Here is a 19,556-nt window from a genome sequence, read left to right on the forward strand (position 1 = left end):
TGGCGATGGTCACCCACGCGCCGACGGTCAGCGGCCGTCACGGTAGTCACCCGCGTGCCGTTCGGCATATTCCGGGTCGGAAGTTGCCTCATAGCTGCGCGCATCGGCCCAGGCATCGAGGTCGCTAACGGCGTACATGACGCGCCGACCGAACTTGCGAAACTTCGGCCCACCGCCGATCACGCGCTGTTTGTCCAGCGTGCGCGGCGACAGGCGCAGGTAGTCGGCGGCTTCGTCGTTGGTCAGGTAGCGTTGGGGCTGCGCGGGCGCAGCGACAGTAGCGGCGGCAGGCCGTAAAGGAGCGGGTCGCATGGGAAGTACCTCCATCAAGCCCGGCCACACCACGCGGCCGGATAGAGGCACTTTCAAGAAAGATGAGCTTCTTGCTAAGGGACGAAATGCAGGGGCGGCAAAACGTCCCCCCCTTACTGCGCTGCAACTGGCGGGAGCTGCGCCAGACTGCGATAGCCGCCGCGCATCAGCGCCTCGCCACGCCGCACCAGCCGACGTACACGAGCGCGCAAGGCGCTGTCCTTGTGCCAGTCGGCCACGACAGCATCCACACCAAACAGCCCTTCGGCCACCTCCCGCAAGGACGCACCCGCCAGGGTCGCGTCCAGCGCCTGCAGCGTGTGCAGTTCCAGCAATGCGGAAAGCGGCGGGCGTGGCCGGACGGTCGCCGCCGGTGCGGCACCGGCGGCTACGGCGATCTTGATCAATTCGCTCGCCAGGGCCGCATAGCGTTCGCAAGGCGCGACGCAGGCCCGGATGGCATAAGCGTAAGCCATGCCATCGGCCAAGCCTGGCGCGAGCACGAAACGCAAGCAGCAGCCGGGCCAGCGCGCCACCAGCACCAGGCGCTTGCCGTCATGGATCAGGTGTTTGTGGCCCGGCAGCTTCCAGAACTCAAAGCACAGGGCATCGGGCGGCGGATCGGCATCCGGGTAGAGCTGCACCACGGCATCGTGATCGGGGAACCAGGCCGGGTGTGCGTCCCGCGCATCCAGGGCGGGATCTTCCGGCAGGCGCAGCCCCCAATGCCCGGCAGCATCCGGTTGGCGACGACGGCGCAGCCAGTCGTGCCGATAGTCTGGATGACGGCGCAGGTACTCCCATGCCAGCGCCGGGCCATCCAGGTGCAGAACGTAGAGATAGGCCGCCGTGGCATACCACGGCTCGGCACTGCGATCAGCCATACGGCAACCTCCCTGTGCTGGGGGTGCGTCGCCACGGCGAAACGGCGTGCTACGAGGCCATCGTCAAAACGTCATGGGTGAAGCGTAAACTGGCAGTGTCAAGACCGATGAACTCCGATGCGTTGCTGAAATCGTCCGAGTGCGACGGCGGCAACGCACTCCAATGGCATGCCGCGTCGGTCAGCTTGCCGCAGCCCGCGCCAGGCATCATGACCGTTTCGATCAGGCACGCACCGCTTCGGTGCAACACTGCCGATTCAGACCGAACGGGTCACAGACCAGACCGGAATAGACACAGTGCTCCCCGCTTGGCCGTGGCACTCAATCGGTGATCGAGCCGTTGTATTCGGCCAGTCGCAGGTATTCCGACAGCCGCCGCACCGGCTGGAAGTAGCGATCCCGCATCACGGGCTGCTGGCGCGGCCCGACGATGGCGGCCAGGTCGGACAGCTTCACCGTTCCCAGTGCAGGCATGCCAATCCCCAAGTCGATCAGGCCTTGGGCGGTATCGCCATCGGCGGGGTCGAGCGAAGCCAGCAGCCAAGAGGCATGCACATCCAGGGTGAACAGGCGCACCACGGGCAGCGGGTCGGTGTCCTGCCCGGCAGCGCCTGCTTGGCCGTTGGCCAGCAGACGCATGCGCTCGTCGGCTGTGATGAGCGGAGTCATGGCTGTACGTCCACGGATTTGCAGAGCAGCAGAGGCGCTTTCACGCCTCCCAACGAAAGCACCAATGCGTAACTCCACACATCCGCAGAAGCGTAGAAACACGAAGGCACATGCACGGAAGCCAGGAAAGACACGGATCAGGCTCTCCGCTTTTGAAGAAAACCGCCAATGCGGCTTTCAGTAAAAGATCAAACAAACGAAATGAATACTATAGATTGTAGTCCTATAGGGCGCAATGAGTTGTCATTCTGGATTTTGGGGAAAGTCCAGAATGACGACGCTCAAGCCATCGCTGCCCGATGCGTTGCGAAAGATCAGGAAAGCACGTGGCCTGAGCCAAGAGGCGTTCTCGGACGTGTCCAGCCGCACGTATCTAAGTTCGCTGGAGCGCGACCTGAAAAGCCCAACGCTAAACAAGCTAATTGAGCTGTGCGCAGTCATGAAGGTTCATCCGCTCACGTTGCTGACGCTGGCGTATGCCGGTGATAGCGATCAGAAGGCCGATCAATTGCTGGAGCAGGTGCGACAGGAGCTTGAGGCGCTACTAAATCAAAATGGAGATTGAGAGACGATATGGCGTATCGAAACGGGAATTACACAGCCTTTTACGTTGCAGAACCGTTCCATCCCAGTGCGCTGGGTGCCAATGCAACTAAAGATTTTCAGTACTACAACACCCTGAGAATGTGGAAAGGCGCTGATGCAGCGTTCCCCTTCGTGGATTCTCATGCAAAAACTTACAGCGTCCGCGACGGCAGCGATTGGGAATACACACTTAAACCCAGACTCCGCGAACGCCTTCGCAGCTCCAAGAACATCATCCTCATACTGAGTTCAATCACGACAAACTCCCGCGCCCTTCGGGAAGAAATCGACTATGGGATCAATGACCAAGGTCTACCCGTCATCGTCGTCTACCCCGAGTACGCCACCAAGGAAAGCCTACTGGCAGGCGCATCATTGAAGCAGTCGGTCAAAAACCTCTGGGGAAATCTTCCCGTGTTCCGAGATTCGATGAGCAAAGTACCCACGCTTCACGTGCCCATGAATAAAGAACTTATAAAACAGGCATTGAACAACAGCGGATTTATGGTGAGTAGCAAAGGAAACCCTGATTTTTACTGGTACAACCCGTAAGCACTTAACCTTTGAAGGGGAGTATCGGAGTCTCATGGCAAAAGTCAGTTTTTTTGACAAGCGGGTTTTCAAGAAATTTCTTGAGTTCACCGCTTTTTCCAGCGGCACGCTGTCTTTCACGGTCATTTTTGTTGACATCCCCGCCGATTGGAAGCTGTGGGCTGGCTTGGCTTTCTTGACGCTGCTAGCACTCACCTATCTGGCAATATGGCGCTGGTCGAACAGCCTGAACAGCATCGACATCAATGTCGAGGGCAGCGATGTCGCGATCAAGACCGGCGACATTTTCCAGCAGTCGGGATTGAAGGCCATCGCCTTCAACGAATACTTCGATACCCTGGTGGACAATAGAATAATTGGCGAGACGTCCCTCAATGGCGTTTTCATCCAGAAGCATCTCGGCATCCCGACCTCCGAACTAGATCGCTACATCGAGGAATATGCCTTTGACGACAGCGAAGTCATGGATGAGAACGAAGCAAGGAAACACGGAAAGAAGAAAAGGTATCAGATAGGCACGATCTGCCTGTACAAAGACTACCTCCTGACCGCTTTCTCCAAGTTCGATGAGAACAATAAAGCGTTACTGACGATGCCGGAGTACCTTGAGTTTCTCATCAACTTTTGGGACAAGGTGAACAATGTCTACGCTCAGAAAAGCGTATCAACCACGATCTTCGTTTCAGGAATCACGCGAATCAAAGGGCACAAAAACATTTCTGATGAGGATCTCCTGAAGATAATGCTGTGGACGTTCAGGATCAGTGAGATGAGATTCAAACATCCCGCGAAGCTGACCATCGTGATCCACAAGGACAAGATCGACCAGATCAATCTTCTCGACATCAAATCCGCTAGAAACGGCGTGTAATTCGGCATAACGGCCCTGAGCAATCCAGCAACACCAGACCCCGCCGTAATCGGCGGGGTCTGGTGAGCGACAGTCAGGCCGCCTTGGGCTTGCTGCGTGACCAGATCAGGTCGTGTGCGCCGTCCTCGCCTTCGATCAGGCGGGCATAGACCGTTGCAGGGAACGAAGGATCGTCAAGGGACACGGACACGTAGGGCCGCCCGGCTTCGCTGGTCTTCTTCCACGCCGCGCCGATGTCGTGGCCGGCCGCCTGAAGGCGGAAGTCGGGGGCGCTTTCGTTCTCGCCCTTGTCATTGGCAACCAGCTTGACCTTGACGTTGAGGGTCAGGGTGCGAAGCGTGCCGGTGAAGCCGTCTTTCTCTGCGGTGAAGGTGCCGATGTTTGCCATTGAGATAGCCCCCTGATTCCCCATCCCCGTCCTATCGCTTATCTTTGAGATAGGAATAGGACTATGAATATGACTAGGCATACGGAGTCGGTAGAGGTGATTTTTAAAGACCAGCGCCGCAGGCGCTGGTCCCTCGCCGAGAAATCAGCCCTGGTGCGGCGCACCTACGAACCGGGCATGAGCGTCTCGCTGGTGGCTCGGCAGGAAGGCGTTGCCGCAAGCTTGCTGTTCCAGTGGCGTAAGCTCGAACGGCAAGGCGCACTGACCGCCGTCTCTGCTGGTGAGGCAGTGGTGCCGGCATCCGAGTTGGCAGCGGCCCGAGCGGAAATTGCCAAGCTGCAGCGCGTGCTGGGCAAGAAGACCTTGGAGAACGAAATCCTCAAGGAAGCCGTGGAGTACGCCGCCGAAAAAAAGTGGATTGCGCGCTCGCCCTTGTTGCCCGGGGAAGACCAGTGAAGACGGTCTGCCGCACGATGGGGCTGGCGCGCTCGCATGTACGTGAGCTGAGCAGACGCGACGATAGTTGGACAGACGGGCGGCGCCACCGCACGCCCAAGGGGGATGCCCAGTTGCTGGCCGAGCTGCGCCAGGAGATTGCCCAGCTGCCCAGCTATGGTTACCGGCGTGCCTGCGCCTTGGTGAACCGCCAACGTAGCGCCACAGGCGATGTGCGGGTCAATGCCAAACGCGTCTATCGCGTCATGGCACAGGCGGGGCTGTTGTTGCCCAAGGCCCCGCGTCGGCGCCATTCATCGCGCGTGCATGAAGGCCGTGTGGCAGTGGCACACAGCGACCTGCGCTGGTGCTCTGATGGCTTGGAAATCAAGTGCGACTCGGGTCAGACGGTGACGGCAACATTCACCAAGGACTGCTGCGACCGCGAAGTTCTGGCCTGGCGTGCATGGGAGGGCAAAGGGCTGCCGGGGGAGCCGGTGCGCGAGATGCTCATTGAAGCCGTGGAGCGGCGCTTCGGGGCGGCCGATGCCATCCCTGCAGGCCACCAACTGGAGTTTCTGAGCGACAACGGTGGTGCCTACATCGCGGCAGAAACGCGAGCGCTGGCACGCTCACTGGGCCTCAAACCCATCAACACACCTGTCTGCAGCCCACAAAGCAACGGCATGGCCGAGAGCTTCGTGAACACCTTCAAACGTGACTACATGGCGCGTATGGACCTTCGAGACGTCAAGACGGTGTTGGCACAGTTGTCGGCCGCCTTTGAGCACTTCAACGAGGTGCATCCGCATTCATCGCTGAAAATGCGATCGCCTCGGGAGTTCAGGAGGCAGCGGGCCGAACAAGTGCGGCAGGAGCCATCAACGAACCAGGCGGTTTATTGCGACTAGGACGGGGACTGGAATACGGGGGCAACATCACCATGATGAATTTCCTTTCGGTTGAACAGGGTTCGCGCCCATCGCGTCCTGTTGTGATCCAATCGGTGGGGGACGGGCTGGCTGCACCGCTTGCGGGCGCAACGCAGTGGAGCGCCTGGAAGCGAAAAGAATTTGTCCCGCGAGGAATGCGCGCAGCGCAGGGGAAATTGTTTTCGCTGGAAGGTTGCAGCCATAGAAGCCCGGCCACCGCCAGGATTCACAAACAGACAGGACGCCTTGGGCCGACCCACTCCGAAAGGAACATGGCCGACTCGGCTCCCCGCGTGACGGCTTCACCGGCTTGCGCCCTGACGCGGCCAGGTCAATGCCCCAATGACAAGGCAAGAGCGCCCCTGCCGCAGTTCGCGGCCACATGCTTGAGGCGTGGCATGGAAGTTCCATACCGAGGCCGGGCGGCGTGTCGGTGAACCGTCCTTCGTGACGTACAGGCGACGAACCGCCAGCGTCGAGGACGGCACGCTTTCGTGCAACCTGCGGCAACAAGCCGGGGCGTAGTTCCACAAGCCCGCCCATTGCGGCGAGGCGCGACTTTCAACGCAAGCGCAGCGCGCAGCGCCGCAGGCGCGAAGGCGTGAGGGATTGATGCCGAATGGCCGTGACGGCGAAGACGGCATGGGGCGCAGCCCGAAAGCCCGGCGGCGCAGTGCGCCGACACGCCATGCGTTCCCCCAATGCTGACAGCGGCGCCATGTTCTACTTATGACTCGGATACCCACACCATGAACCACTTCATCGTCATTTCCGGCTGCTCAGGCGGCGGTAAATCAACACTGCTCACCGAACTCCAGCAACGCGGATATGCCGTGGTGGAAGAACCGGGACGGCGCATCGTGCAGGAACAAACGCACACGGGTGGACAAGACTTGCCGTGGCTCGACATGGTGGCCTTCTTGCGCAGAGCCATCGACGTGGCGCGGGAAGACCATGCCAATGCTGCACACGACAACTCGCAATGGGTGTTCTTCGACCGTGGCGTGATCGACTCTGCAGCTGCATTGCAGGCGCTGACCGGCGAGCCCGTGCTGGACAAATTTGGCCAGCAGTATCGCTACCATCCGCATGTTTTCCTGGCACCGCCGTGGCCGGACATTTATGTGCAGGACGCGGAGCGCCGCCATGACATGGCTGCCGCGCTGCTGGAATTCGAGCGGCTCCAGCGCACCTATCCGGCGCTGGGCTATACCGTCTCGCTGTTGCCCAAGGTCGGCGTAGCGCAGCGCGCCGACTTTGTGCTGGAAGCCCTGGCAGGTCGCTGATCTGCCACGTGACCGCTGGGCCTTTCAACCGGGCGCGGCCACTGCCGCGACCGGATTCTTGACTACCGGCCCCAAGGCGGAACGGCTTGGGGCCGGTGCTGATCGTGCTGCAAACGCCTTGGCCGAAACCAAGGCGCTTGCTTCACAAAAGGGAAGATCAAGCGGCCAGCGCCTCGGCGGATTCATCCGCCATTGCCTCGGCATCCTCCGGGGCGTCCTGCTCCGGGCCTGCCTCCTGCGCGGCATCCTGCGGGCCTGCGGCACGGAAGATGGCAGGCATCCAGCCGGTGCCATCGGCCAGCCGTTCGGCTTCGCTGGCAATGTCGCCTTTTTTCAACTTCGCCAGCCGGGTGACGTGCTCCGGTGCGAATTCGCCCACTGCTTCCAGAATCGCGGCCTTCGGCACATGCTGGAAATAGCCGTCTGCGGTCGGTTGCCACCATGCCGCCATGTCCAGCGCCACGGCCTGCGCCAGTTCGGCACCCGGCTGGTGCTGCATGGCACGGGGCGTCACCACATCGACCGTGGATGCCACGCACACGGCCAGCAGCCGCACCAGTTCATCCTGCGGCTTCGCCAGCAGCGCGGCGAACAGTTCGGCGCTGCCCTCCGGCAAGGCTTCACCCGCTACCTGTTGCAGTTCGCGCAGTGCCACGGCGGCGGGCGATTCCGGCCAGTCCGGGGCCATGCCTTCCAGCCGATCTTGCTGGGTCAGTTTCATGCCCAGCGGCAGATCGTGGCCGTAGTGGCTGCTTTGCAAGACAGTCTGCACCATGCGATGCACCAGTGCGGCCAGCGCCACCTGCGGATGCCGGGCGACTTCGATTTGCAGCGCGGCGGTACGGTGGCCGCTCAAGCGTTGCGCCAGCCGGTCGGACATGGCGGCGGGCTTGGGGGCATCGTCGGTTTCCTCGCCGGTGTCGTCGTTCCCGGCTTCGCCCTCGCTGCCGAAACCCTGCCGCAGCCGTTCAAGCGTGCGCAGTGCCTTGGCCTCGGCTTCGCGCAACAGGCCACGATGAATCACGGCCTCGCCGTTGCGGTCGATGGTGACGATGGCACCGGCGGCAGCTTTGACGGCTTCTCCGTAGTCCTGCAAGCCATCTTCCAGCGCCTGCAACTGTTCGCCCAGGTGTTCGCCTTCCTCCTGCAAGGCGTCGGCCTTATCCTCGTCGTCGGCGTCCAGGGCGGCATCCACGGCCTCGGCCAGCGCCTGCATCTTGGTTTGCAGCTTCTCGATGCGTTGGGCTTCGCGCTTGTTCGGGCTGCGGCGCTGCCTCGGGGCGCGCTGGAAGGCTTGCAGGTCGGCATGGGTCGTGCCGGGGGTGGCATCCACCCATGCCCAGCCTTCGGCCTGCACCTCGGCGGCAAGGCTGGCCAGCTTGTCCTGCGCCAGCCGTTCCAGCAGCGTGGCATCGGTCAGATACACGCCGCTATCGGCTTCCGCGAACAGATCGCGGCGGGTGCCACCGCCTGCGGCCTCGTAAGCATTCAGCGCAACGAAGCGCACCAGCGGATGCCGGTGGGCATCAATCTCGCGCTCCGTCAGGCGGTCGCGCAGGCTATGCGGGCTGCGCTGCCATGTCGGCGCATCGTAGAACGCGGCTTCCTGCGCGGCGTGGTCGTCGGTGATGGCAAGGGCCATCAACTGGTCAAGGCTCACGGCCTCGGCCCGGTAGTCGGCCAGCAGGCGCGGCGACACGTTGGCGAGTTTCAGGCGGCGCTGCACCACCAGCGGCGTGACGCTGAAATCCGCTGCAATGTCCTCGATGGGGCGGCCTTCGGCCACCAGCGCGGCGAATGCCTCGAACTGGTCGGCGGGGTGCATGGCTTCGCGCTGCACGTTCTCGGTGAGGCTGGCGGTGCGGGCGGTGCCATCGGCCACCAGCAGGCAAGGAACGTCCCATTCCTTGCTGATGCGGTGCTTCTTCTCCAACAGCTTGAGGGCGGCAAGGCGACGGCCTCCGGCCACGACTTCGTAACGCTCGCCGTCAGCGGTCGCGGTCACGATCAGGTTTTGCAGTAGGCCGACACGCTGGATGCTGGCGGCGAGTTCGGGAATCGACATGCGCGGGGTCTTGCGCACGTTGCGGCCCGTAGGGCGCGATACCAGCCGCGACAGCGACACAAGAATCAGGTTCTTGCTCGGGTCGGCGGCTTCCAGCAGCACGGCAGGTGCGGCGCTGGCCGTGGCGTGGATGGCTTGGGCTTCGGTGTGGTTGATGGCGTTCATGGTGAAAACTCCTTGCGATGTTGGAATGCAGCAGCGAATGACGCGGCAAGGGTTGCTGCCTGCCCCTGCCGCGCAGGGGAATCAGGCTTTCAATTGGCGTAGGCCGTCGGCCAGCAGCCACAGGGCGCGATTGAGGCGCACATCGGAATCAATGCCCTGTACCGGGCGGGTCTGCTGGCGGCGTCCGTTGGCGCTGCGTCCAGACAAACCGCCTTTGGTCAGGTTTTCCTGTATGCGGTTGAAGGTCATCCACAAGTCCGGGCGGCGGTCGTCGAACCGACGCGGCATCAGGATTTGCGATTCGGTGATGGGTGCGGGCTTGTCCGGGTCGTCGTACTTGAGCGACAGCGCGGCGCGGGCGAATACTTCGGCCTCGCCTTCGTCCAGCGTAATGGCCTGCATGGATTCGCGGGATTCCAGCGCCCGGTCAAAACCGTGCAGCACCTGATAGGCACCTTCGATCACTTGCCCGGCCACGTCACCCTTATGCGGCACGCGCACATCGGCCACGGTATCGCCGCACACCAGCCCATTGCTGCACACGAAACGGAACATGCCGGCCAGCATCTGGTAGCTGCTGGTGCCATCGTGCGAGTTCAGCAGGATGATTTCGTTGGCTTCACCTCGGGCGTTGATCTGGCTGGCATGGCGCAGCCGGATCATGTGCTTGGTGTAGTCGCGCCGGTCTTCGTGGCGGGTGCGGGTCTGCGTCACCATGAAAGGCTGAAACCCTTCCTTGCGCAGTTCGGTCAGCACCGTGGCGGTGGGGATATAGGCGTAACGCTGGGAGCGGCTTTCGTGGGGCGCTTCCGCAAAGATGGACGGGGCCACGCGGTGAATCTGGTCATCGGACAGCGGGGAGTCGCTGCGCAATACTGGGGAACGGGAGGCGAAGCGCGAAGCAAGGGGGGATGCGTACATGGTCTTTCTCCTGACGAAAAGGGTTTGCTGTTCAAACCGCACACCGGATTCCTAGATTCGGAGCCCAGCCTTTCGGCTGTTCGGTGCGGTTGGCACGAAGAACCCGGTTGGCCCTGTTGCCACCGTCTTTCCTGAGTTCATCGCCCGCGACGGTCAGGAGCCCACGGACGTGGGCCGTCAAGGAGGAAAGCGGCAGGTTGGTGCGGCCCGCAGGCGTAGCCGAGGACACGGCCTGGCGCGCCTTGATGGCACGCGGCCACGGGCTACAGTCGCGAGCAAGGTGATGGAGTCAGGAAAGACGGCTGGACATGGCAACGGCCGCAGTGATGTGCAAACCGCACGCAAGCGAAGCGCGCAGGCCCGAAGCTGGAAGCCGGGCCGTAGGCGTCAGGGATGTGGAAGGCTGGCGAATGCCAGTCCCGTCAGGGATGAGCGAACAGCGAACCTGGAGCAGCGCGGTTCGCAAAGCGAAGACGCAAACGTATCGTTGCCTTATTATCTATCTGCAAAGATTTAATTCTTTTTAAACATGGCGAACACGACCGCCACCAACAATGATCGTAGGTTAAAAATGAATGATAGTCAGGAAAAACCTCGAACCTTGAATGCGGAAGACCTACGAGCGGGCATGCTCTTAAACATCTTCGCAGAGCAACCTCTGTATGGGCTAGACGAAGAGTACTCATTCTTCTATGACGAAACTAACAACATCCGAAAATTCTGGGTCAGGGATGATGGCTTCAACGAAAAACCAAGGAACTTTGTTTTGGGTGGAATCTCGCACAAAAAATCATCGCCCCTATCTGGAATTGATGATCTGATTAAATCTTTACATATTCAAAAATCAGCCAAGGAGATAAAATTCAATCAACTTGCCACCGGAAACTATCTTGGCGTACTCAATTCCAAAAAAATAAGGACGCTTCTAGAATGGCTGATCAGCAATGGGGCATTCATTCACTATACAAATTTTAATATCTTATATTGGTCTCTGGTTGATATTGTTGATTCAATGTGGGATGAGCCGGAGCTACTTCAGTACATGCCTTACGTCATGCACATTAAGGGCGAACTCTTCAATCTTGCAAATTCTGACCTGGGCAGTTTGGTTCTAATTCTAAAGAAATATCGGTTTCCTAATGTCCAAAGAAATTTGAGCTTCACGTTCATGACTGAATTTGCTGATTTTCTTGAATCGGCCTCGAAAAACTCACAATCCGATATCAGCAAGCTCGTTGTTCACATGATTCGGAAGGCAGCAAATCTTTCAGAACTTCCTTTTATAGTGGATAACGTCGATGATGTTCTTATTGACAGTTTCGATAGTTTGTTTTTGCGACCCCTGTATATCTACCCAACAAGCTCCCACACTTTTGACAACGAAACTGAAGTTCAAGAGGCATTAGGCGGAACACGGATGATATACAAGGGGGAGCCGGTCGAATACTCATTCGTTGACTCCATGAGTTGCATAGAAACTCAGTTATCAGACGGAATTTGCGGGTTGCTAGGAAGTCACTTTAACTTCCTGGAAGATCACACTTTCGCTGAGTTAATAGAGATAAAGAAAAACCTTAACCCGAGTCAGCAACAGACGCTTTCGTTGCTTAAAGCGCTCATAGATATCTCGGATGCTCAAAGCAATGGTTTCATGCACCGAGTCACACCGATGGATAGCGACTGTAAGAATGATTACTTCTTGCACGATATTCCCTTGCCGAAACGCTTTGACAATAATGGAGTCAATAGATGAGCCACAATGAAAATTCCGACAACTACGAGAAAATAAAAAAACTCTTAAATGCCGCACTAGAAATAATACATGCATGCAGCCGAGAGGAAGCCGCAACGTCAAAAATGGCCAAAATCAAAGTAGAAACAGGACAAGCATTGACGGTTACCGACATTGACTCGTACTTCATCCTGCTAGACGCCATCTACAACAGTGAAAGTAAAATAAGTCAACGATTCAGCAGGGAGGCTGCGTATAAAATAATCGAGAATAGTATCTTCGGAATGAAGTTTTGTGACAAATATTTTTCCAATGAAGACGTTGCATCTTTATTGAAAATATTTACAGATGTCTTACCGGAAGATGTCAAGGTAGTAGCGCCGATATCGGGAATAAGACTAGATAAAGAAGGTGCGGTAACCATAGGGCCTTTTGAAATAGGTTTGTCGGGATCGCTGAAAATGCCTATTTCAAACAACAATGATTATTACATATGCTCAGAAATAAAGAATAGCTATGACAATTTAAAGGCCATCTCGCTTGCCCATGATGAATTCCAAGAATTCATTAATTTAATATTTTTTATAGCCGGAAAGAAAGATAATTCAATTTTCATAAAAACAGGGCTGCCTTCTTATCCTAGCTACACACATCAACAGATGTATGTGGAAACTAGCTCCTACCAGATACAAAGGAATCCTTCAGATTTTCCAGATGCATCCATAAGCAATAAAATTGTTGAGAAAATTCCTGTTGATGACGACTTTTTCGTAAACAATACCAGCTTTAGGAAGTTATGGGATATATATAAAGAAAGAAAAAATGGAGTGAAAATTTCTGATCTTAGCTCACGCGTATTGAATTGCTCAATTTCGATTGGCGAGGCAATCAGAAGCCAGAAAGAAAAGGACTCAGTAATTCATACTTGCATTGCCCTTGAGATTTTGTTGTCTTACGATGAAGGCAGTCTTTTTCAAAAAAGCATTGGTGATCGCCTGGCAGACACATTTGTTTTTATTGTTGCCAAAGACAAAGAGTCAAGATTACGGGCAAGCTCCGTACTAAAAAAAGTTTATCGAATGAGATCAGCTTTGGTTCACGGAGGGAGCAAAGAGATTGATCAGAGCTACGTTGGAATAATTCAGTTAGTAAGAGCTGCAATCGCTGAGTTGCTGAACTCCGAAAAATACAAGGACGTAAAGAAAATTGATAAATTATATGAGATGGTGAAGGACGCTCAAAACTCTTATTAAAATATTCGTTGGTGATGTACCCCATGACCCTGTTTCAGCCTTTATCTTTCTAGCGGGCGAATAATTGAAGAAGGCTACTCAGAAATAGCTTCCGCACTTTCAAAAAATAATCTGAGAGTCCAGACCAGCTATCGCCCGGAAAACACACCCAAGCTGACTCAAAAAAGAGGGGCTCCCCCCCCTCGGTTCAAATCAAGCCGCATTCCGCAAATGACGTTGTTTTCGTGCCACCGACAATGATGTGATCCAGCACGCGCACATCCACCATCGCCAGCGCCTCCCGAAGTCGCTTCGTCAGCGACTTATCGGCTGCGCTAGGCTCAGGATTCCCGCTCGGGTGGTTATGAGAAATGATGACTGCCGCTGCATTGAGCCGCAGTGCCTCCTTGAGAACTTCACGCGGGTACACCGATGCACTGTCGATGGTGCCCCGGAACAGCTCGCTGTACTCGATCAGCCTATGCTGCGTATCAAGGAACAGCACTGCGAAGACTTCATGCTCCAGGCACGCCAGCTTGGTGCCTAGATACTCCTTTACCGCCATCGGTGATGTAAAGGATTCGCCGCGCGGCATTTTCTGGTCGATGACTAGGCGTGCGGCTTCGAGGATCTGATCGGCAGAAGCTGGCTGGTAGCGCCCACGCGCGCTGCGAACCATCAGAACGAAATCGAAGGAAGAAAGAGAAAGTTGCGACATGATCGTGCTCCGGTTGCACGGGCGGAATTGCCCGGAACCGTGGCCAGCACGGCGCAGCGCAAGCAGTCAGGGGTCGCAGACGGCCAACTGGCCGCAAGCGCGCATGGCGCGTGCAGCCATTGACGGCGAGAACGCCGTGATACGGTGAGGGGAACAGCAAGACCGCCTAAACCCGCCCACTCACACAGTCGGCTTTCGGGCAAGCGGAGCGCGCAGGCCCACACGGGCCGAAGGCGTCAGGGGTCAACGCCAGATGGCCGCGATTCGACACGAAGCGCGGGGCGCAGCCCGCGAACCCGACGGCGGCACGCCGGGACGCACGGATGCTGCTGTCAGGACTTCTCGCCAGGCTCCCGCTGCTCGATCTGCAACCGCGCCCGCTCGGTCGCCTGCTGCAACTTCTCGCCCAGCACCGCACGCGACGGCAAGCTGGTCAGGTACTCGGCAACATGGATGCCCGACTTGTCCAGTTCCAGCAATTCGATCTGCTCGCGCTTCTTGCCGGTGCAGAGAATGATCCCCAGCGGCGAGGCTTCTTCCTGCTCCCGCTCGTGCTTGTCCAGCCAGCGCAGGTAAAGCTCCATCTGCCCCTTGTAGGCCGCCTTGAACTCGCCGATCTTCAACTCCACCGCCACCAGCCGCCGCAGCTTGCGGTTGTAGAACAGCAGATCAAGGTGAAAATCCTCGTCGTCGATCTGGATGCGCTTCTGCCGGGCAACGAAGCAGAAGCCCGCGCCCAGTTCCAGCAGGAAGGCTTCCATTTCACGGATGATGGCCGCCTCCAGATCACTTTCCTGCCAGCTATCCCGCAGGCCCAGGAAGTCGAGGATGTACGGGTCGCGCATCACCAGCGCCGGTGTCATGCGCTGCGCATCGCGCAGGGTCGCCAGTTCCTGTGCAATGGTTTCTTCCGGCTTGTGGGACAGCGCCGTACGCTCGTACAGCATCGAGTCGATGCGCTCGCGCAGCGTCCGCACGCTCCAGCGTTCGGCACCTGCCATCTGTGCGTAGTAGTCCCGCTGGAGCGGTTCCTTGAGTGCCAGCAGCAGGACGAAATGCGACCAACTCAATTGTCGCGACAGTGTCGCGACAATTGGCTCCTCGGGGAACGTGGCGGCGAACTTGACCATCCGGCGCAGATTCTTCTCCCCAAAGCCGCGCCCATAGTCGCGGGCAAGCTGCTCGGCCAGGGTCGGCAGGATTTCTTCGCCGTACCCGGCCCGCTGACCGGCCAGCACTTCCGTATGGATGCGCTGGCCGATCTGCCAGAACAGCAAGGTCAGCTCGGCATTGACCGTCGAGGCGGCGCGCTGCCGCGACGCCTCGATCAGTGCCCGAATGTCGCCCAGCAAAGCCTTCGGCGCTGCGGGTGAAGGGTTGGCAATCTTGAGTCTGCTCATGCTGTCACCTCCGCAGGTGATTGCTTGGCACCGGTGATCGCTTTGCGCCGGTTCGCCACCAACTCAGCGGCCTCCCGCACTGGCTTGTCTTCGGTGTGGACGTAGCGCATGAACATCGCCACGGTCTTGTGCGCCGTCAGCGCCATACCGACCTTCACCGGGATGCCGGAATTGGCAATGTCGGTTGCAGACCTGTGGCGGATTCCGTGCGTACCCACATGCGTCACGCCAGCGGCTTTCAGAGTGCGAGTCCAACCGCTGTAATACTCGCCATCGGTCAGGTGCCGATCTGGATGCCGTGGAGAAGGCAGCACATGAGGCGTCGTAGCATTGCGGGCGGCGGTTGAAAGAAGCCGATAGGCTTCTTCGCTCATGGGCTTGGACATACCGCCTGTCTTGCTGTCAGGCCACACCACCCGCCGGTTTTCCAGGTCAATCCAATCCCATTGGAGTGAGACGATCTCAGAAAGGCGAGCGGCAAACTCGAATTGCAGGCGGATGGCCAACGGGATCACAGCATGCTCCAGCCCTTCCGCCTCCAACTGGTCAAGGTAGTGAAACAACTTGCCCATTTCCTCGTCGCTGATGAGGTGGGTCGCCTTGCCGTTCGGGTACATGGGCACATGGCGGCATGGGTTGGTGCCGTCAGGGCGATAGCCCCATACCTCGGCCAAGTTGAACATCTTGCGCATCACGCTGAACGTGCGGTTCGCATCGGCGGGCTTGTGCGCCATCTTCTTCATCATCGAAGCCACGTCAGGCCGCTTTAGATCCTGCACCTTCATGCGGCCAAGCATCGGGATGATGTTGCGATCAATGACGCTCTGGTAGCCTTCCTGCGTGCTCGGCTTGTTACGCTGGCTGGAGTAGTCCTCCATGAACTTGATGCACAGCTCCTTGACCGTGGGTGCCTGACGCGCTGCAGCCTTCTCTGCAGCAGGGTCGCCACCTCGGCGCACTTGCGCCAGCCACTCCTGCGCCAGCGATCGGGCCTGTTCGACGGTCAGTTCACCGTACAGACCCAGGGCAGGTTTGCGCCGCTCTCCGGCGTTCGTGCGGTACTGAAGCATGAACACCTTGCGACCGGCTGGGGTGATCTTGCACAGGAAGCCTGGAACCAGGGTGTCGCGCAGTTCGACTGGCTGCGCCTGGGCTTGTGCCGCATCGACTGCGGACTTCGTGAGTTTGATTTTCGCCATGATGACTCCTCGGAAAGCCCGATTTCCAGGAGCCTGTTGGGAGCCAAGCGGGTGGAAGCCGGGTCAAGTTTCAGAAAGCACCGGCATATGATGAACTCGCCTAAGTTATTGATAAACCTGCTGTATCTTGCTGTGGCGTAGTCCAGCGAAGGTCGGTGCTGGAGTCATGGTGAAATAAAAAAGGGCCCCGCAGGGCCCTTCTCGATAGTGTGAAGATTAGATGGCCCAGCCACCGGCGTAGAAGATCACCAGGGCCACGGCGATGATGACGGTGCCGATGTTGAGCTTCTTCCACTCGGCGGCAAACAGGCGGCCGACCACCAGGGCCACGAAGCCCAGCATGATGCCGGTGACGATGTTGCAGGTCAGCACGATGAAGACGGCGCACAGCATGCCGGAGAGGGCATCGACCGAGTCGTTGAAGTCCAGCTTGGTGACGTTGCCCAGCATCAGCAGGCCCACATACATCAGGGCCGGTGCGGTGGCGTAGGCCGGTACCAGATAGCTCAGCGGGGAGAGGAAGATCATCAGCAGGAAGAGCACGCCGACCAGGGTGGCGGTCAGGCCTGTCTTGCCGCCGGCAGCGGTCCCTGCGGCAGATTCGATGTAGACGGCTGCCGGAGCACCACCTACCACGCCCGCCACCATGCTGCTGACGGAGTCCGCAGTCAGGGCCTTGCCACCGCTGATGATGTGACCACGCTCGTTGATGAGGCCAGCCTGACCAGCCACGGCACGGATGGTGCCGGTGGCGTCAAACACGGCGGTCATCACCAGCGCCAACACGGTCGGAATCACCACCGGATTGAGGGCGCCCAGCAGATCCATGCTGCCCACCAGGGAGCCATTCTCGCCACTCAGGCTCGGCATGGCGAAGAAGCCCTGCCAGGTCACTTTCGGATCGAAGATGAGGCCGAGGATGGAGATGGCGATGATCACCATCAGGATACCGCCCGGCACCTTGCGGCGCTCCAGGCCGAAGATGGCAGCCAGACCCAGCACCGTCATGATGACCGGGAAGGCGGTGATCTCGCCGAGCTGCACCGGCAGGCCAGCCCCTTCATTCTTGATCACCATGCCGACCCCGTTGGTGGCGATCAGCAGCAGGAACAGGCCGATACCGATGCCGGTACCGTGGGCGATGCCGGAGGGAAGGTTGTCCAGGATCCACTGGCGCACGCCGGTGACGCTGATCAGGGTGAACAGCACCCCCATCAGGAAGATGGCGCCCAGCGCGACCGGAATGCTCAGCCCCTGACCCAGCACCAGGCTGAAGGCGGTAAAGGCGGTGAGAGAGATGGCACAACCGATGGCCATCGGCAGCTTGGCCCAGAGCCCCATCAGCAGGGAGCCGAAGGCGGCGATCAGACAGGTCGCCACAAACACCGGGCCCTGCTCAAAACCGGCTGAGCCCAGCATGTTCGGCACGACGATGATGCTGTAGACCATCGCCAGGAAGGTGGTCAACCCGGCCAGCAGCTCCTGTCGCACCGTGCTGCCACGCTGGCTGATGGAGAAATAGGAATCCAGAAACCCGCCATTGCCGGCGCGGGCCGTCGTTTGTTGCGTTGCCATAGTTCATCCTGAAAGTGTGAAGGAAATCGTTTGCTTGCTGGCGCGCAAAATAGCAAGAATTTGGCGAGATTGCAGCGGATAAGCCCCCATTTCCCCGAAGTTTTTCATAAAAGGGCTCGTTGGAGACCTCATTTTCCATGAGAGCGGCCCATCCCAAGCTTCTACACTCTTAGCTAGCCACGTTCCCATCTACCGGAGAGAAGCCCATGCACACAGGCAACCTGCTTGGCCAGATCCCCTCCCCCCTGCCCAGTGAAGTGTTCGCGGATCTGGTCAGTACCAACAATGTTCGTATCGAGCGCATTCTCTCCCAGGGGCAGCAGACCCCTACCGGAGAGTGGTTCGATCAGGATGAACACGAATGGGTATTGCTGGTGCAGGGAGAGGCCATCCTGGTCTTCATCACACCGGATACCGGGGTACAGGAACGCGTCCATCTGGGGCCGGGGGATTACATCAACATCCCGGCGCACCTTCAGCACAGGGTGGAGTGGACCCATCCGACCGAGACAACCGTCTGGCTCTGCGTCTATTACTAGCAAGCTCACGGCTCAAGAAGGCAATGCTTCTGCTGCGAAGATCGAAGAGGAGACCGTGGAGACGAAAAAAAGCCCAGTCTTTCGACTGGGCTTCTTGTTAGTGGCATAACGGACGCAGAGACGGACAAAATCCGGCTCAAGCACAAGGGACAACAGAGCGGGACAAAGTTGCCAGTGGCAAGTCGCAGCCCTGGTGGTTGCCTCTTGTTCCCTGAGCTCTTATCCCGACGCCAGAAAGCAAAAAGGCCTTCCCGATAGGGAAGGCCTTTCAATTTAGTGGCGGAGCGGACGGGACTCGAACCCGCGACCCCCGGCGTGACAGGCCGGTATTCTAACCGACTGAACTACCGCTCCGCATTCGGTTAGCTTTCGCTAAATTATTTGCCGCTTCTTAATGAGGTGTCATCCTCGCAGCCGGTCATGTGATTCTTCACATCACCGTTTAATTGGGTGCCTGGCAGTGTCCTACTCTCGCATGGCGAATGCCACACTACCATCGGCGCTACAGCGTTTCACTTCTGAGTTCGGCATGGGGTCAGGTGGTTCCACTGCGCTATTGCCGCCAGGCAAAATCTTAATCCAGAAAGCTGACGTAAATAACAACTCGGCTAGTTCGCCTTGTCATTACCACTGAATTTGAGTAGTTCGTTCATTCGCTACAAGGCCCAGAACACTTCTTGGGTGTTGTATGGTTAAGCCTCACGGGTAATTAGTATGGGTTAGCTCAACGTATCGCTACGCTTACACACCCCACCTATCAACGTTGTGGTCTCCAACGGCCCTTTAGGACCCTCAAGGGGTCAGGGATGACTCATCTCAGGGCTCGCTTCCCGCTTAGATGCTTTCAGCGGTTATCGATTCCGAACTTAGCTACCGGGCAGTGCCACTGGCGTGACAACCCGAACACCAGAGGTTCGTTCACTCCGGTCCTCTCGTACTAGGAGCAACTCCCTTCAATCATCCAACGCCCACGGCAGATAGGGACCGAACTGTCTCACGACGTTCTGAACCCAGCTCGCGTACCACTTTAAATGGCGAACAGCCATACCCTTGGGACCGACTTCAGCCCCAGGATGTGATGAGCCGACATCGAGGT

18 protein-coding genes, 1 tRNA gene and 2 rRNA genes (1 of these 21 cut by a window edge) are annotated in these 19,556 nt (G+C 58.3%); 8 read left to right on the top strand and 13 right to left on the bottom strand.

Going from position 1 to position 19,556, the window contains the following annotated elements:
* Window positions 1-27: 27 nt before the first annotated feature.
* The 3 genes from C2U30_RS12480 to C2U30_RS12490 form a co-directional block, all read right to left on the bottom strand.
* Window positions 28-312: a helix-turn-helix transcriptional regulator gene (locus tag C2U30_RS12480; protein ID WP_103243857.1), complete on the bottom strand. Its 285-nt coding sequence runs from the start codon at window positions 310-312 to the stop codon at window positions 28-30.
* Window positions 313-425: 113 nt separating this feature from the next.
* Window positions 426-1,196 (bottom strand): DUF2285 domain-containing protein, encoded by a 771-nt coding sequence (locus C2U30_RS12485; protein WP_103243858.1) that lies wholly within the window; start codon window positions 1,194-1,196, stop codon window positions 426-428.
* A 321-nt stretch (window positions 1,197-1,517) separates the two neighbouring features.
* Complete coding sequence (locus tag C2U30_RS12490; protein WP_083953782.1) at window positions 1,518-1,865, bottom strand: DUF2958 domain-containing protein; 348 nt, start codon at window positions 1,863-1,865, stop codon at window positions 1,518-1,520.
* Window positions 1,866-2,136: 271 nt separating this feature from the next.
* Here C2U30_RS12490 and C2U30_RS12495 point away from each other — a divergent pair, with 271 nt between their 5' ends.
* Genes C2U30_RS12495 through C2U30_RS12505 form a run of 3 tightly spaced genes read left to right on the top strand, consistent with a single transcriptional unit; the run spans window position 2,137 to window position 3,873 of the window.
* Complete coding sequence (locus tag C2U30_RS12495) at window positions 2,137-2,430, top strand: helix-turn-helix domain-containing protein (RefSeq protein ID WP_068639538.1); 294 nt, start codon at window positions 2,137-2,139, stop codon at window positions 2,428-2,430.
* 8 nt (window positions 2,431-2,438) lie between these two features.
* Entirely contained in the window at window positions 2,439-3,002 is a 564-nt protein-coding gene (locus C2U30_RS12500; RefSeq protein ID WP_068639539.1) for a TIR domain-containing protein, read from the top strand.
* A gap of 34 nt (window positions 3,003-3,036) precedes the next feature.
* The gene (locus C2U30_RS12505; protein ID WP_103243859.1) at window positions 3,037-3,873 is read left to right on the top strand and encodes a macro domain-containing protein; all 837 of its coding nucleotides are present in this window, start codon (window positions 3,037-3,039) and stop codon (window positions 3,871-3,873) included.
* A gap of 73 nt (window positions 3,874-3,946) precedes the next feature.
* Here the strand turns inward: C2U30_RS12505 and C2U30_RS12510 are convergent, their stop codons facing one another.
* Window positions 3,947-4,261: a DUF736 domain-containing protein gene (locus C2U30_RS12510; RefSeq protein ID WP_103243860.1), complete on the bottom strand. Its 315-nt coding sequence runs from the start codon at window positions 4,259-4,261 to the stop codon at window positions 3,947-3,949.
* A 69-nt stretch (window positions 4,262-4,330) separates the two neighbouring features.
* Here C2U30_RS12510 and C2U30_RS12515 point away from each other — a divergent pair.
* Together C2U30_RS12515 and C2U30_RS12525 are read left to right on the top strand one after the other, a co-directional pair.
* A protein-coding gene (locus C2U30_RS12515; RefSeq protein WP_233721125.1) for an IS3 family transposase occupies window positions 4,331-5,607 on the top strand; the annotation gives its coding sequence in 2 pieces (ribosomal slippage) (window positions 4,331-4,661 and window positions 4,661-5,607; 1,278 coding nt in all).
* A 770-nt stretch (window positions 5,608-6,377) separates the two neighbouring features.
* A complete protein-coding gene (locus tag C2U30_RS12525; protein WP_103243861.1) occupies window positions 6,378-6,914 on the top strand; it encodes an AAA family ATPase in 537 nt (178 codons plus the stop codon).
* A gap of 157 nt (window positions 6,915-7,071) precedes the next feature.
* Here C2U30_RS12525 and C2U30_RS12530 read toward each other — a convergent pair whose 3' ends face one another.
* Both C2U30_RS12530 and C2U30_RS12535 read right to left on the bottom strand, forming a co-directional pair.
* Complete coding sequence (locus C2U30_RS12530) at window positions 7,072-9,144, bottom strand: ParB/RepB/Spo0J family partition protein (protein WP_103243862.1); 2,073 nt, start codon at window positions 9,142-9,144, stop codon at window positions 7,072-7,074.
* An 81-nt stretch (window positions 9,145-9,225) separates the two neighbouring features.
* Window positions 9,226-10,065 carry a DUF932 domain-containing protein gene (locus C2U30_RS12535; RefSeq protein WP_103243863.1) on the bottom strand — a complete coding sequence of 280 codons (840 nt, stop codon included), beginning with the start codon at window positions 10,063-10,065 and terminating at the stop codon, window positions 9,226-9,228.
* Window positions 10,066-10,594: 529 nt separating this feature from the next.
* On the opposite strand from C2U30_RS12535, the gene C2U30_RS12540 reads away from it, so the two are divergent.
* A complete protein-coding gene (locus C2U30_RS12540; protein WP_199767274.1) occupies window positions 10,595-11,818 on the top strand; it encodes a hypothetical protein in 1,224 nt (407 codons plus the stop codon).
* Window positions 11,815-13,050, top strand: coding sequence for a HEPN domain-containing protein (locus C2U30_RS12545; protein WP_103243864.1), 1,236 nt, complete (start codon window positions 11,815-11,817; stop codon window positions 13,048-13,050). The genes C2U30_RS12540 and C2U30_RS12545 overlap by 4 nt, the downstream gene beginning before the upstream one ends.
* Window positions 13,051-13,237: 187 nt before the next feature.
* On the opposite strand, the gene radC is transcribed toward C2U30_RS12545, so the two are convergent.
* The 4 genes from radC to C2U30_RS12565 form a co-directional block, all read right to left on the bottom strand.
* Complete coding sequence (radC, locus tag C2U30_RS12550; protein WP_103243865.1) at window positions 13,238-13,747, bottom strand: RadC family protein; 510 nt, start codon at window positions 13,745-13,747, stop codon at window positions 13,238-13,240.
* 332 nt (window positions 13,748-14,079) lie between these two features.
* Window positions 14,080-15,147, bottom strand: coding sequence for a PDDEXK nuclease domain-containing protein (locus tag C2U30_RS12555; RefSeq protein ID WP_103243866.1), 1,068 nt, complete (start codon window positions 15,145-15,147; stop codon window positions 14,080-14,082).
* Window positions 15,144-16,346, bottom strand: coding sequence for a tyrosine-type recombinase/integrase (locus C2U30_RS12560; RefSeq protein ID WP_103243867.1), 1,203 nt, complete (start codon window positions 16,344-16,346; stop codon window positions 15,144-15,146). Before C2U30_RS12560 ends, C2U30_RS12555 begins: the two co-directional genes overlap by 4 nt.
* A gap of 216 nt (window positions 16,347-16,562) precedes the next feature.
* Window positions 16,563-17,921: an NCS2 family permease gene (locus C2U30_RS12565; RefSeq protein WP_103243868.1), complete on the bottom strand. Its 1,359-nt coding sequence runs from the start codon at window positions 17,919-17,921 to the stop codon at window positions 16,563-16,565.
* 206 nt (window positions 17,922-18,127) lie between these two features.
* Between C2U30_RS12565 and C2U30_RS12570 the strand changes: the two genes are divergently transcribed.
* Window positions 18,128-18,460 (top strand): cupin domain-containing protein, encoded by a 333-nt coding sequence (locus C2U30_RS12570; protein WP_010675945.1) that lies wholly within the window; start codon window positions 18,128-18,130, stop codon window positions 18,458-18,460.
* A 277-nt stretch (window positions 18,461-18,737) separates the two neighbouring features.
* Here C2U30_RS12570 and C2U30_RS12580 read toward each other — a convergent pair.
* From C2U30_RS12580 to C2U30_RS12590, 3 genes are all read right to left on the bottom strand, one after another.
* Window positions 18,738-18,814, bottom strand: a tRNA-Asp gene (locus C2U30_RS12580).
* Window positions 18,815-18,912: 98 nt separating this feature from the next.
* Window positions 18,913-19,027, bottom strand: a 5S ribosomal RNA gene (gene rrf / locus C2U30_RS12585).
* Window positions 19,028-19,148: 121 nt separating this feature from the next.
* A 23S ribosomal RNA gene (locus C2U30_RS12590) occupies window positions 19,149-19,556 on the bottom strand; it runs 2,481 nt beyond the window's last position.

This window comes from Aeromonas sp. ASNIH5, assembly GCF_002902865.1.
GTDB lineage: Bacteria > Pseudomonadota > Gammaproteobacteria > Enterobacterales > Aeromonadaceae > Aeromonas > Aeromonas caviae.

Excerpts from the sequence above, each read along its gene's own strand:
- C2U30_RS12480 (WP_103243857.1), bottom strand. The coding sequence starts at position 312 with ATGCGACCCGCTCCTTTACGGCCTGCCGCCGCTACTGTCGCTGCGCCC.
- C2U30_RS12485 (WP_103243858.1), bottom strand. The coding sequence starts at position 1,196 with ATGGCTGATCGCAGTGCCGAGCCGTGGTATGCCACGGCGGCCTATCTC.
- C2U30_RS12490 (WP_083953782.1), bottom strand. The coding sequence starts at position 1,865 with ATGACTCCGCTCATCACAGCCGACGAGCGCATGCGTCTGCTGGCCAAC.
- C2U30_RS12495 (WP_068639538.1), top strand. The coding sequence starts at position 2,137 with ATGACGACGCTCAAGCCATCGCTGCCCGATGCGTTGCGAAAGATCAGG.
- C2U30_RS12500 (WP_068639539.1), top strand. The coding sequence starts at position 2,439 with ATGGCGTATCGAAACGGGAATTACACAGCCTTTTACGTTGCAGAACCG.
- C2U30_RS12505 (WP_103243859.1), top strand. The coding sequence starts at position 3,037 with ATGGCAAAAGTCAGTTTTTTTGACAAGCGGGTTTTCAAGAAATTTCTT.
- C2U30_RS12510 (WP_103243860.1), bottom strand. The coding sequence starts at position 4,261 with ATGGCAAACATCGGCACCTTCACCGCAGAGAAAGACGGCTTCACCGGC.
- C2U30_RS12525 (WP_103243861.1), top strand. The coding sequence starts at position 6,378 with ATGAACCACTTCATCGTCATTTCCGGCTGCTCAGGCGGCGGTAAATCA.
- C2U30_RS12530 (WP_103243862.1), bottom strand. The coding sequence starts at position 9,144 with ATGAACGCCATCAACCACACCGAAGCCCAAGCCATCCACGCCACGGCC.
- C2U30_RS12535 (WP_103243863.1), bottom strand. The coding sequence starts at position 10,065 with ATGTACGCATCCCCCCTTGCTTCGCGCTTCGCCTCCCGTTCCCCAGTA.
- C2U30_RS12540 (WP_199767274.1), top strand. The coding sequence starts at position 10,595 with ATGGCGAACACGACCGCCACCAACAATGATCGTAGGTTAAAAATGAAT.
- C2U30_RS12545 (WP_103243864.1), top strand. The coding sequence starts at position 11,815 with ATGAGCCACAATGAAAATTCCGACAACTACGAGAAAATAAAAAAACTC.
- radC (WP_103243865.1), bottom strand. The coding sequence starts at position 13,747 with ATGTCGCAACTTTCTCTTTCTTCCTTCGATTTCGTTCTGATGGTTCGC.
- C2U30_RS12555 (WP_103243866.1), bottom strand. The coding sequence starts at position 15,147 with ATGAGCAGACTCAAGATTGCCAACCCTTCACCCGCAGCGCCGAAGGCT.
- C2U30_RS12560 (WP_103243867.1), bottom strand. The coding sequence starts at position 16,346 with ATGGCGAAAATCAAACTCACGAAGTCCGCAGTCGATGCGGCACAAGCC.
- C2U30_RS12565 (WP_103243868.1), bottom strand. The coding sequence starts at position 17,921 with ATGGCAACGCAACAAACGACGGCCCGCGCCGGCAATGGCGGGTTTCTG.
- C2U30_RS12570 (WP_010675945.1), top strand. The coding sequence starts at position 18,128 with ATGCACACAGGCAACCTGCTTGGCCAGATCCCCTCCCCCCTGCCCAGT.